The organism is Serratia sp. JKS296, assembly GCF_900215445.1.
GTDB classification, from domain to species: Bacteria; Pseudomonadota; Gammaproteobacteria; order Enterobacterales; family Enterobacteriaceae; genus Serratia; species Serratia marcescens.
Window position 1 is genome coordinate 1,036,955 of record NZ_OCMX01000001.1, and the last position, 14,746, is coordinate 1,051,700.

13 protein-coding genes are annotated in these 14,746 nt (G+C 62.4%); 2 read left to right on the forward strand and 11 right to left on the reverse strand.

Annotation, left to right across the window (positions count from 1 at the left end):
• Nucleotides 1-115: 115 nt before the first annotated feature.
• The 3 genes from CRO23_RS04860 to trxC form a co-directional block, all read right to left on the reverse strand.
• Nucleotides 116-2,764 carry a bifunctional acetate--CoA ligase family protein/GNAT family N-acetyltransferase gene (locus tag CRO23_RS04860; protein WP_079452313.1) on the reverse strand — a complete coding sequence of 883 codons (2,649 nt, stop codon included), beginning with the start codon at nt 2,762-2,764 and terminating at the stop codon, nt 116-118.
• Nucleotides 2,765-2,806: 42 nt separating this feature from the next.
• Nucleotides 2,807-3,502: a tRNA-uridine aminocarboxypropyltransferase gene (locus CRO23_RS04865; RefSeq protein WP_004928866.1), complete on the reverse strand. Its 696-nt coding sequence runs from the start codon at nt 3,500-3,502 to the stop codon at nt 2,807-2,809.
• 114 nt (nt 3,503-3,616) lie between these two features.
• Nucleotides 3,617-4,036 carry a thioredoxin TrxC gene (trxC, locus tag CRO23_RS04870; protein WP_004928868.1) on the reverse strand — a complete coding sequence of 140 codons (420 nt, stop codon included), beginning with the start codon at nt 4,034-4,036 and terminating at the stop codon, nt 3,617-3,619.
• A gap of 207 nt (nt 4,037-4,243) precedes the next feature.
• On the opposite strand from trxC, the gene CRO23_RS04875 reads away from it, so the two are divergent.
• A complete protein-coding gene (locus CRO23_RS04875; protein ID WP_004928870.1) occupies nt 4,244-5,332 on the forward strand; it encodes a tRNA/rRNA methyltransferase in 1,089 nt (362 codons plus the stop codon).
• Nucleotides 5,333-5,392: 60 nt separating this feature from the next.
• On the opposite strand, the gene emrB is transcribed toward CRO23_RS04875, so the two are convergent.
• The 7 genes from emrB to CRO23_RS04910 all read right to left on the reverse strand — a co-directional run bounded on the left by emrB (nt 5,393) and on the right by CRO23_RS04910 (nt 12,710).
• Entirely contained in the window at nt 5,393-6,931 is a 1,539-nt protein-coding gene (gene emrB / locus CRO23_RS04880; protein WP_016929856.1) for a multidrug efflux MFS transporter permease subunit EmrB, read from the reverse strand.
• Between the two features lie 17 nt (nt 6,932-6,948).
• Nucleotides 6,949-8,121, reverse strand: coding sequence for a multidrug efflux MFS transporter periplasmic adaptor subunit EmrA (emrA, locus tag CRO23_RS04885; protein ID WP_016929855.1), 1,173 nt, complete (start codon nt 8,119-8,121; stop codon nt 6,949-6,951).
• A 23-nt stretch (nt 8,122-8,144) separates the two neighbouring features.
• Nucleotides 8,145-9,596 carry an efflux transporter outer membrane subunit gene (locus CRO23_RS04890; protein ID WP_028127520.1) on the reverse strand — a complete coding sequence of 484 codons (1,452 nt, stop codon included), beginning with the start codon at nt 9,594-9,596 and terminating at the stop codon, nt 8,145-8,147.
• 28 nt (nt 9,597-9,624) lie between these two features.
• Nucleotides 9,625-10,143 carry a transcriptional repressor MprA gene (gene mprA, locus CRO23_RS04895; protein WP_004928879.1) on the reverse strand — a complete coding sequence of 173 codons (519 nt, stop codon included), beginning with the start codon at nt 10,141-10,143 and terminating at the stop codon, nt 9,625-9,627.
• A gap of 162 nt (nt 10,144-10,305) precedes the next feature.
• On the reverse strand, nt 10,306-10,653 hold the full coding sequence (ygaH, locus tag CRO23_RS04900; protein WP_016929852.1) for an L-valine transporter subunit YgaH: 348 nt from the start codon (nt 10,651-10,653) through the stop codon (nt 10,306-10,308).
• Nucleotides 10,643-11,389, reverse strand: coding sequence for an AzlC family ABC transporter permease (locus tag CRO23_RS04905; protein ID WP_016929851.1), 747 nt, complete (start codon nt 11,387-11,389; stop codon nt 10,643-10,645). Before CRO23_RS04905 ends, ygaH begins: the two co-directional genes overlap by 11 nt.
• 121 nt (nt 11,390-11,510) lie before the next feature.
• Nucleotides 11,511-12,710: an MFS transporter gene (locus CRO23_RS04910; RefSeq protein ID WP_097101473.1), complete on the reverse strand. Its 1,200-nt coding sequence runs from the start codon at nt 12,708-12,710 to the stop codon at nt 11,511-11,513.
• Nucleotides 12,711-12,815: 105 nt separating this feature from the next.
• Between CRO23_RS04910 and CRO23_RS04915 the strand changes: the two genes are divergently transcribed.
• On the forward strand, nt 12,816-13,694 hold the full coding sequence (locus CRO23_RS04915; protein WP_004928891.1) for a LysR family transcriptional regulator: 879 nt from the start codon (nt 12,816-12,818) through the stop codon (nt 13,692-13,694).
• Between the two features lie 30 nt (nt 13,695-13,724).
• Here CRO23_RS04915 and proX read toward each other — a convergent pair whose 3' ends face one another.
• On the reverse strand, nt 13,725-14,726 hold the full coding sequence (gene proX / locus CRO23_RS04920) for a glycine betaine/L-proline ABC transporter substrate-binding protein ProX (protein ID WP_016929848.1): 1,002 nt from the start codon (nt 14,724-14,726) through the stop codon (nt 13,725-13,727).
• Nucleotides 14,727-14,746: the final 20 nt, after the last annotated feature.

A 14,746-nucleotide genomic window follows, 5' to 3' on the forward strand; every position in this document is an offset into this window, starting at 1 on the left:
CGCCACAGGCATAAAAACAATAAACCGAATAATCGGGCGATAATACCATTAGTTGCCCCGATTGTGCGTATGTTTTGGCGTTAAGTGATGGATTCGTAGCGCATTGCGACGCAGGTCACTGCGCGTCGGCGGCCTGCAGCGGCAGCGTCAGATTGACGATGCCGTCCTCAAGCTGCACCTCAATGCCAAAGCCCAGCCGCTGCGCCAGTGCGATCATGCCGCGGTTATTCGGCATGGTGATGCCGCTCAGACGGGTCAGGCCATGAGCGCGCGCATAGGCGATCATTTTCTCCAGCAACTGACGGCCCAGGCCCAGTCCTTTGAGGTCGGAACGCACCAGCACGGCGAATTCGGCGTCGGTGTTGTCCGGATCGGACAGCGCGCGGGTCACGCCGATGATCTCGTCTGCGCGCACCGCCACAAAGGCCATTTCTCGATCGTAGTCGATCTGCGTCATGTTGGCCAAATCGTCATGGGTAAACTCATTGATCTCGCTGAAGTAGCGATAATAGAGGTCTTCCTTGGTCACCCGGTCGATGAAATGCTTCAGCGCCGGCTCGTCTTCCGGCAGGATCGGGCGGAACAGGCATTGGCTGCCGTCTTTCAACGCGATGGTCTCTTCCAGCTCATGCGGATAAGGGCGGATCGCCAGCCGCGCCTGCGGATCGCCGCTGAACGGCGCGAGCTGCATCGAAACGTCCAGCAGAGTGAATTCGCTGCCGGAGGCCAACACCGGGTGAATATCCAGCCGGGCGATCTCCGGGCAGTCGAGGATCAGGTTGGAGACCTGCACCAGCAAGCGGCTTAGTCCAGGGATATCTAAAGGCCGCAGCGCGCTGCGCCCGCGGATCTTGCCGCCTTTCACCGCCTGCAGCACCAGATAACGCGCCAGCGCCATGTTCAGCGGCGGCAGCGCGACCGCCACCTGATTTTCCTGGCGCCATTCCACACCGCCTTCACCCAGCATGATCAGCGGGCCGAAAATCGCATCCTGCTCCACCGCGATGCGCAGCTCCTGGGCGCCGGCGCGGTTGGCCATGCTCTGCACCAGCAAGCCGTGGATGCGCGCCTGAGGGTAGGTGCGCTTCACGCGGTCGAGGATCGCCTCCGCCGCGCGCTGCACTTCGGTCGCGGTGCGCAGGTAGAGCATGACGCCCTGAACTTCTGACTTGTGCGGGATATCCGGCGAACGGAGCTTCAGCGCTACCGGGTAGCCGATCTGTTCGGCGATATGTACCGCTTCGGCGCTGTCTTCGGCGATCCAGGTCGGCAGGGTGCTCAGGTCATAAGCCTGCAGAATGGATTGCACCTCGTGGGTATCCAACTGGGTGGCGCCTTCGGCCAGCGCCTGATGGATCAGGCGGTGAGCGTCGGCGGTATTGGCGGTCAGGCCGACCGGCAGCGCCGGGGTCTCTTTCAGCTGCTTCTGGTTGCGGCGGTATTCCACCATATGCATAAAAGCGGTCACAGCGCCTTCCGGCGTGCGGTAGGTGGGTATGGCGGCCTCGGTAAACAGCCGGCGCGCCTCTTGAGAAGAGTATTCGCCGCACCAGTTGGTCAGCAAGGTGATGCGTTTGCCGCGCGCATGCCGGTGCAGCGCGTCGATCAGCCGCTGCGCCGTGGCGGTGCCCGGCGCCGCCGCGCTCGGCGCATGGATCAGCAGCAGCGCGTCATAGTCGTGGCTGTCGAGCAGCGCTTCGAGAGCCGCCAGGTAGCGCTGCGGCGTGGCGTCGTCGCGCAGATCGAGCGGGTTGCCGGCGCGAATGAAATCCGGCAGCGCATCGCTCAGCTTCGCCAGGCTCTCATCGTTCAGCGTTGCCAGCTTGCCGTTGCGCCCGAGCAGCTCGTCCAGCGCCATTGCCGCCGGCGCCGCCCCGTTGCTGACGATCATCAGCCGCTCGCCGCGCAGCGGATGCATATGGCTGAGGGTTTCCACCGCGGAGAACAGCTCATGAGTATCCTGCACGCGCAGCAGGCCGGCTCGCTGGATGGCGGCGTCGTAGGCGGCGTCCAGCCCCTGCTGGCTGTTGAGCAGTAATTGCGCCTGTTGGCTGCGGCCGCTTTTGATCACCAGAATGGGCTTGTTGCGTGAGGCGCTGCGCGAGGCGGAGAGAAAGCGCCGTGCGTCGCTGATGTTTTCCAGATACAGCAGGATGGCGCTGGTTTTGCTGTCGCGCGCCAAAAAGTCGAGCAGGTCGTCGACGTCGATATCCAGGCTGTCGCCCAGCGCGATGAAGTAAGAGAAGCCGACTTCGCGCTGCTGCGCCCAGTCGAGAATGGTGTTGGCGACGGCGGCGGACTGCGAGATAAACGCCAGCTTGCCTTTTTGGATCGGCACCGGCGAGAAGCTGGCGTTGATGCCTTGCCACGGCGCCAATAATCCCAGGCTGTTGGGGCCCAACAGCCGCATGGCGTAGCGCTGCGCGCAGGCTTTCAGCTCGGCGAACTGTTCTGGCGGTGAAGAGAGCACGATGGCGGTTTTGCAGCCGCGCTGCCCCAGCGCGTCGAGCAGCGCCAGATTACGCTTGGCGTGAGTGCAGATGATCGCCAGATCCGGCGTCAACGGCAGGCTGGCGACGTCGGGGTAGGCCATGACGCCGCATACCGCCTTGTAGCGCGGCGTCACCGGCAAGATGGGGCCGCCGAAACCGCCGGCCAGCAGGTTGCTCATCATCAGGTTGCCGGCGCGGCCCGGCTGCTGCGAAGCGCCCAGCACGGCGATCGATTTGGGACGTAGTAGCGCTTCTAACCCTCGCTGGCTCATGCACGGCTCCTTTTGGCAACGTTACGCCTGATTTTAGGCGCTTTATGGCTGCATTGCTGTGACCGATGCCTCCGGCCGGGTCGGTTTTCCCGCCAGATACTGTTGACGGAAATAGCGAAAATGCTGATTCAACCCTTCGGCGGCCGGCAGATCGCCCGCCTGTTGCAGCAGGGCGGCGGCCACTTCCGCCGTGCAGTGTTGCTCGGCGCGGCTGGCTTCGCGCAGTTGGTAGTCCGATGCGGCGTCGACGTTGAGGGAAAACACCGGGAATTGATTGAGATACGGGCTTTTACGGAACATTTTGCGCGCCTCCGCCCAGGTGCCATCCAGCATGATGAACAGCGGCGGTTTGCCGCCGACGGGCAGCGCGCTGAACACCGGCCGTTCGGCGTCGGCGTAGGACGCGGGGAACACCACATAAGGCTGCCGGGTGGGATCGTTGATGGCCGCCAGCAGGGCGGGATCGACCTCGGTACGCGACCAGAGGAACGCCTGGGTGTCCGGCAGGATATCGGCGATCAGGCGGCCGGTGTTGCTGGGCTTGAGCGGCTCGGCGCCGAACATGATCAGGCAGAAACGGCTGCCGGCCTGCTGTGGGCGAATGGTGTCGCACAGGCAGTTCTTATGCGGCAGCAGGCAACCCTGACAACGTGCCACCCGGCAACCGCGTGCCAAAAAAGGGCGGGTGGCGCGGTCTAAACGGAATTGGCGCAGGCGAAGTACGGCGTTGTCGGTCATAACGATCCTGGGGAAAAACCGTTATTGTAACGCAGAAAAAAGCCCGCCGGGAGGGGCGGGCTCGATCGGGGCGCGTTCGCGCGCAATGGCGGGATACGGCCTATACTTGCCGAATCACACTAACTCGTTGAGCCAGTTGTCAAACGGCGCTTTCGGCATCGCGCCGTTGAGCATGTCGACCATTTTGCCCTGACGGAACACCATGATGGTCGGGATGCTGCGGATGCGGAAACGGGCGCTCAGCTCCGGCTCGGCTTCGGTGTTCACTTTCACGAAGCGCACTTTGCCGGCGCGCTCTTCGGCCACGTCTTCAAAGATCGGCGCAAAGCTGCGGCACGGGCCGCACCACGGCGCCCAGAAATCGACCACGACCGGCAGATCGTCCTGCAGCAACTGGTCCAGCGTGGCGGCGGTGGCGTTGATCACTTCACCGTCGAAGAGCTCATGGCCGCAGCGGCCGCATTTCGCGTTGTCCGCCAGACGTTCTTCCGGCACGCGGTTGGTGGCATTGCAAGCTGCACAAACTGTATTCATGTTGACCTCGGGTACAGAGAAAGCATGGTCCCCGCAACGCGGTTGCGGAGATGTTTCTTTAATGCTGACAATTATCGGCAAAACCCGGCGCGTGAACAATGAGGTTTGTTCAATGGATGTGATAGTTGGGAGCTTTTAGCGCAAGTTGGTGGCTTCGTGCACCAACATCAGGTAATCTTCGCGCCCTGCGCGTTGGTGGAGAAGACAATGAACGATTCATTTAGTGGCAAGAACGGTAAAGTCAAAGTGATGTACGTCCGCAGTGACGACGACAACGGCGACGACCGTAACAAGAATAAACGTCCGGCCGGCAAAGGCCGTCCGGCTGACGGTGCGCGATCGGGCCGCACCGGTCAAGACAAGGCGCGCGGCGGCAACGATCGCCGCGGCGCCGACTCCCGCCGCAGTGAAAGCGATCGTCCTCGCCGTCCGGCGCGCTCTGAAGATCGCGGTGGCAATGAGTCGCCGTGGAGAACCGTCTCGCGCGCGCCGAATGAAGAGCCGGCGTTCGATCATGGCGGCATCAGCGGCAAAAGCTTCATCGATCCTGAGCAACTGCGCCGCCAGCGCGCGGAAGAAACCCGCGTTTACGGTGAAAACGCCTGTCAGGCGCTGTTCGCCAGCCGTCCGGAAGCGATTGTGCGCGCCTGGTTCGTGCAGTCGGTCACCCCGCGCTTCCGCGAAGCGCTGCGCTGGATGGCGGCTAACCGCAAAGCTTACCACGTGGTGGATGAAGAAGAACTGGCCAAGGCTTCCGGCACCGAGCACCACGGCGGCGTTTGCTTCCTGATCAAAAAACGTCAGGGCCTGGATGCGCAGACCTACCTGAAAACCGCACCGGCGACCGACTGCGTGCTGGCGCTGGAGGAAGTGGGCAATCCGCACAACCTGGGCGCCATCGTCCGTTCGTGCGCCCACTTCGGCGTCAACGGCGTGCTGCTGCAGGATCCGGCGCTGCTGGAATCCGGCGCGGCGGTGCGCACCGCAGAAGGCGGGGCGGAGCATATCAAGGCGATCAACGCTGACGATTTCCTGTCGGTGCTGGATACCTTCCGCAAGGCGGGTTACACCATCGTCACGACCTCGAGCCACAAAGGCACCGCGCTGGCGCAGGCCAAGCTGCCGGCCAAGATGGTGCTGGTGCTGGGCCAGGAACGCGACGGTCTGAGCGACAGCGCCTGGCAGCAGGGTGACATGAACGTGTCTATCGGCGGCACCGGCAAGGTGGAAAGCCTGAACGTTTCCGTGGCGACCGGCATTCTGCTGGCGGACTGGTGGCGTCAGAATCAGGCGTAATCTTTTCTACGTCGGATAAAAAAACGGGCGCCCCAGGGCGCCCGTTTCGTTTATTGCAGCTTAGTGCGCGCCGCCGCCCCCACCGCCGCCGGAGCTGAACGGCGGTTTCGCCACCCACACCAGCACCAGCAGCACCAGGAACACCCCGGCCGACAGCCAGAAGATTTCGTTGGCGGAGATGATCAGGCCCTGCGCGGTGATCTCGTTGGCGATGTACGCCGACGCCTGCTGCTTGCTCATGCCGAGCTGCTCCAGCTGGTGGTACATCTCCTGCGACTGCGGGTTGTACGGGTTGACGAACTCCGTCAGCTGCGAATGGTGCTGCGATTCGCGCTGCGTCCACAGGGTGGTGGTGATCGAGGTACCGATCGAACCCGCCAGCGTTCGCGTGAAGTTCGACAGGCTCGATGCCGCCGCCATACGCTCCGGCGGCAGGCCGGACAGCGTGATGGTGGTCAACGGCATGAAGAAGCAGGCGATGGCAAAGCCCTGGACGAACTGCGGCCAGGCGGAAGCGCCGAAGTCCATGCCCGGTTCAAACGTATAGGCGCGCCAGTAGAAGCACACGGCATACATGATGAAGCTGAAGGTCACCAGCCGGCGCATGTCGAGCCGGTTGCCGAACTTGCCGATGATCGGCGACAGCAGCACCGGGATCAGCCCGACCGGTGCCGACGCCAGCCCCGCCCAGGTGGCGGTATAGCCGTACACCTCTTGCAACAGCTGCGGCAACAGCACGATGGCGCCGAAGTACAGCATGTACGCCAGGCTGATGCACAGGCAGCCGATGGTGAAGTTGCGCGATTTGAACAGCGACAGATCCACCACCGGATGGTCGTCCGTCAGCTCCCAAACCACCAGGAACAACAGCGCTACCACCGCCACGACGGTCAGGGTGATGATCTCGGTCGAGTTGAACCAGTCCAGCTCCTTGCCCTGATCGAGCATCACCTGCAGCGAACCGATGCCGACGATCAGCAGCACCAGTCCAACCGTGTCGATCGGTTTGATCTCGGTTTTGGTTTCTCGCCCCTTCAGCGTCGCCATCGCCGCCATGATAACGAAGGCGCCGATCGGGATGTTGATGAAGAAGATCCAACCCCAATGGTAGTTGTCGCTGATGTAACCGCCGAGGATCGGCCCGAATATCGGCGCGACGATAACGGTCATCGACCAGAGCGCCAGGGCCATCGCTCGCTTGGCGGGCGGGTAGTTATTCAGCAACAGGCTCTGCGACAGCGGGATCAGCGGCCCGGCCACCACGCCCTGGATCACGCGGAAGAAGATCAGCATGCCGAGGCTGTTGGAGATGCCGCACAGCCAGGAAGCGAGGACGAACAGCGCGGTGGACCAGAGGAACAGCCGCACTTCGCCGATGCGCTTCGCCAGCCAGCCGGTGATCGGGATCGAGATGGCGTTCGCCACGCCGAACGAGGTGATCACCCAGGTCCCCTGCGAGTTGGAAGACCCGAGGTTACCGGCAATGGTGGGGATCGCCACGTTGGCGATGGTGGAGTCCAGCACCTGCATGAAGGTCGCCATGGCGAGCGCGACCGTCATCCAGGCGAGCTGGGCGCCTTCAAGCGGTTTCTGTGGCAAGATGGCCTCCCGCGCGCTTAGCCGGCGTTCGCATGGATCACGTCGGCGATCAGCTGGTTAACCGGCGCCAGATTCAACGCCAGCGCGTCGCTCTGGTACAGCGGTTTGTCGCGCACCACGTCAGACAACACGCGGCCGTCCAGGTTGGCGGTGTCGACGGTCACCAGCGTCGAAAGACCGATGCGCAGCGGATGATCGGCCACCTGCTTGGCGTCGAGCTCAATACGCACCGGCAGACGTTGCACCACCTTGATCCAGTTGCCGGTCGCGTTCTGGGCCGGCAGCAGCGAGAAGGCGCTGCCGGTGCCCATGTCGATACCGACCACTTTGCCTTGATACACCACGTCATCGCCGTAGACGTCGCTGACCACCGTCGCCGGCTGGCCGATGCGCATGTTGGCGATCTGGGTTTCCTTGAAGTTGGCGTCAACCCAGATGTGATCGGCCGGCACCACCGCCATCAGCGGCGAACCGGCGGCGATCTGCGCGCCGACCTGCACGCTGCGGCGCGAGACATAACCGGTAATCGGGCTGATCACCTTGGTACGCTGCAGCGCCAGCCAGGCGTCGCGCATCTGCGCGGCGGCCTGCTGGATCGCCGGCTGCTGTTCCAGCGGGGTATTCAGCACCATCGCCTGATTGGCGTTGTATTGCTGCACCGCCACTTCCAGGGCGGCCTTGGCGCTGTCGACCGCATCGCGCGCGTGTTGCAGTTCTTCGCGGCCGATGGCGTCGACGCTGCCCAGCACCACGCGGCGTTTCAGATCGTTCTCGGCCTTGCTCAGATCGGTCTTGCGCAAGGCGATGTTGGCCTGATACTGCTTGCTGTTGATGATCAGCTGGTGGGTCTGACGCACGCTGTTGGCCAGGCCGGTTTTGGCGCGTTCAAACGCCTGCTCGGCATCGGTCGGATCGAGCGTCAGCAGCACGTCGCCCTGCTTGACGTAGTCGGTGTTGTCGAAGTTGACGCTGTTCACGCTGCCGGACACCTGGGCCATGATCTGCACCTGGTTGCCGGAGACGTAGGCGTCGTCGGTTTCCTGATGATGACGCAGCACCAGGAACCAATACACTAAATAAGCCACCCCTATAACAATGAAAATAACCGTCAGCAACAGCAGCCAAAATTTGCGCTGCTTCTTTTTGCCGCTCGGCTGCTGCGGGTTTTGAGTTTCCGCGCTTGCGCTCATGGTGTTCTCCAAGCCTTATATTATTATGCTTTCGAATCCGCTGCGGCCGGGGCCTGATAGCCACCGCCCAGCGCGCGGATCAGTCCTATCTTCGCCTGCAGTAAATTGCTGCTGGCATTCAACTCCGCCTGTTGCTGCTGTAATAGCTGCGTTTGGCTGGTCAACAGATCGTCGCGCCCGATAATCCCTGCCTGGTAACGGGCGTTGGCGACCTGGTACACCTGTTGCATCGACTGGGCCGCGGACGCCGCCTGCAGCTGCTGTTGCGCAGAACTCTGCTGGATGGTGATGGCGTCAGCGGTTTCCTGTACCGCATTCAGGATGGTTTGGTTGTAGGATTCCACCGCTTCGTCATACAGCGCGGATTCCTCGCCCAGCTTGCTGCGCAGCGCCCCGGCGTGGAAGATCGGCAGCGAGATCGCCGGCATCACGTTCCAGGCCTGGCTGGCCGCTTCAAACAGATTCGGGCTGGTGCCACTGGTATTGGTGGTCATCAGGCCGGCGAAGGCTGAAATGGTCAGGCTGGGATAAAACTCTTTACGCGCGGCGCTGACGCGCTGGCTGTAAGATTCCACCAGCTGGCGTTGCGCGGCGATGTCCGGACGTTTACCCAGCAGATCCGCCGTCAGCTCGCCCTGCGGCGCCATCAGGTTGTCTGCGGGCAACGGCACCTGACGCAGGTGCTGCATGGCGTTCGGCCCCTGGCCCGCCAACGCGGCAAGCTGGTGTCTGAGCTGTTCGATTTGCGACTGCAGCTGCAGGATCTGCTGCTTGGCGACGTCGGACTGCGCCTGGGTCTGTTGCGGCACATCGACGCCGGTCAGCCCGGCCTGATAGCGCTGTTGGCGCAGCGCGGTCAGGCGCTCATTGTTGTTTACTTCCTGCTGCAGCAGCTTCTCGAGCGCCAGATTGCTCTGCAGCTGGTAGTAGGCGGACGCCACCGAGCTGGTCAGCGTCAGCGCCGCCTGTTCCTGCTCGGCGCGCGCGGCGTTGACCTGCGCCTTGGCGGCGTTCACCTGGTTGCGGTATTTGCCCCACCAGTCGAACTCGTACGCCAGGTTCAACCCCAGCGAGTTGGAGCTTTCGTAGATCGGCTTATGCGGATACCCCAGCCCCATATTGACGTTTTGCGGCACGCGCTGGCGCTGGGTGCTGGCGTTCAGATCCAGGTTCGGCCCGTTGGCGGCGCTGGCTTCACCCACCACGCTCTGCGCTTCGCGCACGCGGGCGGCGGCTTGACGCAGGGTCGGCGAGCTTTGCAGCGTCTGCGTCATCAGGGTATCCAACTGCGGATCCTTGAGGGCGCGCCACCACTGCGGGCTGACGGCCAGCGAACTGACTTTCGGCTGAGCCAACTGCAGGCTCTGCGGATCCATCAGCGTGGATTGCGGGGCAATATTATCGGTCGAAGCACACCCGGCCAGCAGTAACACGGCGAACAGCGGGGTGAATCTCCAGTGAAATGGGGATCGCATAAGTAGGTACCTGAACAGAAATTGTGAATTAGGGTAACTGTTCTGTGATTTCCATTTGATCCAGACGTGCCAGCAATTTGCGCGTCAGCTGTTCCAGCTGTTTTTGCTCATCGTCGGTCAATGTGGACCACAGGAAATGCAGACATTGATGCTGCGGCGGCAGCAGTTGACTGAGAAATTCTTCCCCCTGCGGCGTCAGGTGCAGATGCAGGCAGCGGCGATCGTTGTCGCTTTCCCGGCGCTCGATCCAGCCGCGTTTTTCCAGCTCGTCGGCGATGCGGGTCGCATTGGTGCGCGAGGAGCCTAAGGCAGAGCTTAGCTCAGAAGGTTGGATGCTGTGGCTTTCCTGCGCATCCAGGGTAATCAGCGCCATAAACAGTGTTTCGTTAATCCCCTGCGCTTTGAGCATCTTATTGCGGTTTTCCAGCAGCTTGCCTTGCATGTGCATGCACAGGCGGGTCAGCAGGATTTCCTGATAAGGGAAATCTTTCTGCCGCGTGGCGCGGAAATTCAGCATTTGTTCTATGGGGGCAAACGAGCTTTCCATAATTTAGGGCCTCATTAATTTCGTTCGAGATAGTAACGACGGTGACAAATAATGTAAATGTTCAGCCGTGCGGATAATTTAGCAATTCGTGTCATTTGTCAGTGTTTGTAAAGATGTGGCGCCTGAAAACGCCAGTGTGAAGCCAAACGATCGGGAGCGGCGTCAGCCCGCGCCGAAAATCATTAACAGCTTTAATGTGACGCCAAAGGCCGTTGCGCCGAGCAGCGTCGACAGAATGATGCTTTTGCTGCGGTAGAAGCACAGCGCCAGCGCGGCGAACCCCACCAACGTCGGCAGCAGTTTGTCCGGCTCGCGCATCACCACCGGCGTGCTGGAGACCACCAGCAGGGCGCAGATCGAGGCGATGCCGATGCTGTCGAGCAGCAGGGCGGCTTTACCGCGTTTGAGGCCGGGCTGGGCGCGCGCCGGCGCCAGCCGCAGCGGCAGATAACGGAACAGGTAATTGGCGCAGCCCACCACCAGGCCGATCACCAGCACATCAGTGTTCATGGCTGGCCTCCGCAGGGGCAGGTTGGAACAGAGCGGCGACGCAACCGGCGCCGATGCCGGCCAAAATGGCGACCGGGATGGAGAACAGCACCACGCCGAGCAGCGCGCCGGCCAATGAGGCAGCGATGGTCAGGCTCTGCGGACGCCGGAAGGCGGCCAACAGGAAGCTGAGAAACAGCGCCGGCAGCATGAAGGCCAGCGAGGCCTCGATCACCGGGAACTGCTCCAGCGGGCCGTTGCCGAACAGCGCGCCGAGCGCGGTGCCGGCCACCCAGGAGAGCCAGGAACAGAGCGCGATGCCCAGCATCCAGTTTTCGCTCCAGCTGCGGTTATTGCGCATCAGCCTGGCGGTGGCGGCGGCGAAGACCTCATCGGTCAGACCAAAGGCCCACATCGCCGTTTTACCGGGCGACATGCGCGAGACGATACGATGACGCAGCGCCGGGCCGTACAGCAGGTGGCGCACGTCCATCGCCATCACCGTCAATGCGGAGACCCACAGCGACATCCCGGCGCTCAGCAGGGCGGTGATCACGAACTGGCTGGCGCCGGCGTAGATGATGCAGGAGAAGAAAATGCTTTCCAGCGGGGAAAAACCCAGTTTGACGGCGCTGAGGCCGAAGGCGAACGCCACCGGGACATACCCGATGACGATCGGCAAACTGTCGACGACGCCGTTGGCGAAGGTGGCGCTGACGGCGGGCGGATTGAGGCTGTCTGCAGCTTGGCTTTGCATGGTTGTGGATCGCAGGGTAGATAGGACTTCAATAGTTTATGCCCAGAACATTACCAGAGAGTAAGTAATGTTTATACCCTGTACCGCTAATAAATTTCTTTAGTGACTATTTGCACGATAATCAGATTGGCGCGGGCCCCTGCGGATCGTGGTGCTTGCCGAGCCACCAGGCCAGCAGGTTGAGCAGGCATAACACCCCGCCGGCGGCGGCCACGCCGTACCAACCGGCATGTTGATAGGCCGAGGCGGAGAGCAGTGAACCGAGAGCGCCGCCGATAAAGTAGCTGGTCATGTAGCCGGCGGTCAGGCGGTTGCGCGCGTCCGGCATGATGCGGTACATCACGCTCTGGTTGGTGACGTGCACCGCCTGCACCGCCAGATCGAGGATCAGGATGCCGGCGATCAGCGCCCACAGCGATTGTTTGGCGAACGCGATAGGGATCCAGGACAGCAGCAGCAACACCAGGCCGACGGTGGTGGTCAGCCCGGCCTTGCCTTTGTCCGCCAGATGCCCGGCGCGCGAAGCGGCCAGCGCCCCGGCGGCGCCCACCAGGCCGAACAGCCCGATCACTCCCTCGGAATAGTTGAACGGCGGCGCGGCGAGCAGAAAGGCCATTGAGGTCCAGAGCACGCTGAAGTTGGCGAACGACAGGGCGCCGAGGATGGCGCGGGTGCGCAGCAGCGGCGTGCGGCAGAACAGGCTGAAGATCGAGGCCAGCAGCTGCGGGTAGTTCAGCCCGGAGTGTTGCTTATAGCGCGGCAGCGCGCGCCACAGGATCAGCGCCATCAGGAGCATCAGCACGCTGGCGACCCAGTAGATGGTGCGCCAGCCGCCGAACGACGCCAGTGCGCCCGCGACGGTTCGCGCCAGCAGGATGCCGAGCAGCAGGCCGCTCATGATGATGCCGACGGTCTTGCCGCGCTTTTCCGGGTGGGCCAGCGTGGCGGCCAGGGGCACCAGGATCTGCGCCACTACCGAGAACAGCCCGGTGAGCGCGGTGCCGAGGATCATCATCGGCAGCGTGGCGGAGGTGGCGGTGATCAGCATGCCGCCGGCGGCCAGCAGCGTCATGAAGACGATCAGGCTGCGGCGTTCGAACATGTCGCCGAGCGGCACCAGCAGCAGCAGGCCGGTGGCGTAACCGAGTTGCGCGGCGGTGACGATAAAGCCGGCCTGGTTGACCGACAGGTTGAAACTGGTGGCGATGGTTTCCAGCAGCGGTTGCGCGTAGTAGTTGCTGGCGACCGCCAGGCCGGTGGCGATGGCAATCAGCACGGTCAGCGCCGGGCTGAGGCCCGGATGGGCGTTTTGTGGGTTCATGATTTTTTCATCACGGGAAGAAGATAGCGCGCAGTATCCGGCAACGCGTCTGCGGAAACCAATGTATAATTTTCATTTGATTTATCTCATTTCAAGATAGATGCCATGAACCTGAAACAGATCCGCTACGCGCTGGCGGTGGCGGAAGAACAGAGTTTCACCCGGGCGGCGCAGCGCTGCCATACGGTGCAGTCGGCGCTCAGCCACCAGATCGCCAAACTGGAAGAAGAGCTGGGCTGTACGCTGTTTGAACGCACCTCGCGCCGGGTGCGGTTGACCCCCGCCGGCCAGGCTTTCATTCCGTCGGCGCAGCGACTGTTGGCGGCGCAGCAGGCGCTGGTGGAAGAGGTGACCGCCGCCGGCGATGCGGTGTCCGGCACCCTGACCATCGGCACGATTTCAACCATAAACGCGATTGATCTGACCGAAAAGCTCGACAAGTTTCATCGCCACTATCCGGCGGTGAACATCCGCCTGTACGTTGGCATGAGCGAAGCCCTGCTGGAGGATGTGCGTCAGCAGAAGTGCGATATGGCGTTCGTCGGCATTTGGCCCGGCGATGTCGATTTACTGCCGATGTCGCACCGGCAGTTGACCGATGAGCCACTGGTGGCGCTGGTGGCGCCGCAGCACCCGCTGGCCAACCGCGAGCGGGTAAACCTGCAAGCGCTGGCGGAAGTACCGCTGGTGGATTTCTACAGCGGCACCGGCGCGCGGCGCCAAACCGATCGCGCCTTCCTGGCGGCGGGCATCCGCCGACACGTCAGTTTTGAGATAGATCATATCGAATGGCTGGAGAATTTGGTGCGGCGCGGATTGGCGGCGGGCATCGTACCTGTCTCGACCGCGCAACGCTTAAGCGCGCTGGTGTCGATTCCGATTGAAGACGGGCCGCGGCGCCAGGTGTATTGCATCTGGCCGCAGCCCTTGTCGAACGCCGCCGCACGTTTTTTACAGTTCAGCGGCATCGATATGGCGGGGTAGGGGCGCGGCAAAGGCGGCGCCCCTGAACGGTTACGACTTCGCCGCTGCGGCGGCGGTTTTCACCCAGCCGTCGAAGGTCGCCTGGTGCGCCTTGATCCAGCCGTTAACGTGGTTCTGGATATCGGCTTCCGAAGCCTGGCCTTCATGCATGCGCAGGTTTTGCGCGTTGATGTCGGCGATCGGCAGCTTCATGATGGCGAACAGCTTGGCGGCCGCCGGGTTGGCTTCGGCCCACTGCTTGTTGGCGGCGATGCGCATGGTGTTGACCGGGAAGCCGTAGTTGGCGCCGTTAGGCAGCTTGGTGTCGACGTTCTTCTGCTCGCCCGGCAAGGAAGAGAACGGTACCTGCAGCCAGACCACGTCGCGGCCCGGCACCATCACATCGCTGACCCAGTACGGCGTCCAGGTGTAATACAGCACCGGTTTGCCCTCTTTGTAGCGGGTAATGGTGTCGGCGATCATCGCCGCGTAGTTGCCCTGGTTGTGTTCGACGGTGTTGCTCAGGCCGTAGGCCTTGATGTGGTGGTTGATCACCGCTTCGCAGCCCCAGCCCGGGGTGCAGCCGGTCAGATCGGCCTTGCCGTCGCCGTTGGTGTCGAACAGCTTGGCGATCTTGGGATCCTTGAGCTGCTCGACGTTGGTGATGTGGTATTGCTCGGCGGTTTTCTTGTCGATCAGGTAGCCCTGCGCGGCGCCGTTGACGTAGACGCCTTCGCGGTAGAACTTGGCGTCGCCGCCGGCGGCCTTGTACTGATCGGCGTGCAGCGGATCCCAGTTGACCGCGATAAAGGTCGCATCGCCGGAGGCGATCGAGGTGTAGGCGACGTTGTAATCCACTTCACGCGGTTCTTTCACGTCATAACCCAATTTTTCCAGCGCTTTGCTGACCAGCAGCGTCTGGAACGTCTCTTCGGATATGGTGCTTTGCACCGGCTGTACCGCGATCCCCTTGCCGGGTAAATCTGCCGCGCTCACGCTCTGTGAGCCAATCAGCGTCGTCAGGGCGAGAGCCCAGATGCCCGTGGTGCGCATAGTGTTTCCCCTCTTTCGAT

What these genes read in the sequence shown, in the direction of transcription:
- CRO23_RS04860 (WP_079452313.1), bottom strand. Translation starts at nt 2,764, where the DNA reads ATGAGCCAGCGAGGGTTAGAAGCGCTACTACGTCCCAAATCGATCGCC.
- CRO23_RS04865 (WP_004928866.1), bottom strand. Translation starts at nt 3,502, where the DNA reads ATGACCGACAACGCCGTACTTCGCCTGCGCCAATTCCGTTTAGACCGC.
- trxC (WP_004928868.1), bottom strand. Translation starts at nt 4,036, where the DNA reads ATGAATACAGTTTGTGCAGCTTGCAATGCCACCAACCGCGTGCCGGAA.
- CRO23_RS04875 (WP_004928870.1), top strand. Translation starts at nt 4,244, where the DNA reads ATGAACGATTCATTTAGTGGCAAGAACGGTAAAGTCAAAGTGATGTAC.
- emrA (WP_016929855.1), bottom strand. Translation starts at nt 8,121, where the DNA reads ATGAGCGCAAGCGCGGAAACTCAAAACCCGCAGCAGCCGAGCGGCAAA.
- CRO23_RS04890 (WP_028127520.1), bottom strand. Translation starts at nt 9,596, where the DNA reads ATGCGATCCCCATTTCACTGGAGATTCACCCCGCTGTTCGCCGTGTTA.
- mprA (WP_004928879.1), bottom strand. Translation starts at nt 10,143, where the DNA reads ATGGAAAGCTCGTTTGCCCCCATAGAACAAATGCTGAATTTCCGCGCC.
- ygaH (WP_016929852.1), bottom strand. Translation starts at nt 10,653, where the DNA reads ATGAACACTGATGTGCTGGTGATCGGCCTGGTGGTGGGCTGCGCCAAT.
- CRO23_RS04905 (WP_016929851.1), bottom strand. Translation starts at nt 11,389, where the DNA reads ATGCAAAGCCAAGCTGCAGACAGCCTCAATCCGCCCGCCGTCAGCGCC.
- CRO23_RS04910 (WP_097101473.1), bottom strand. Translation starts at nt 12,710, where the DNA reads ATGAACCCACAAAACGCCCATCCGGGCCTCAGCCCGGCGCTGACCGTG.
- CRO23_RS04915 (WP_004928891.1), top strand. Translation starts at nt 12,816, where the DNA reads ATGAACCTGAAACAGATCCGCTACGCGCTGGCGGTGGCGGAAGAACAG.
- proX (WP_016929848.1), bottom strand. Translation starts at nt 14,726, where the DNA reads ATGCGCACCACGGGCATCTGGGCTCTCGCCCTGACGACGCTGATTGGC.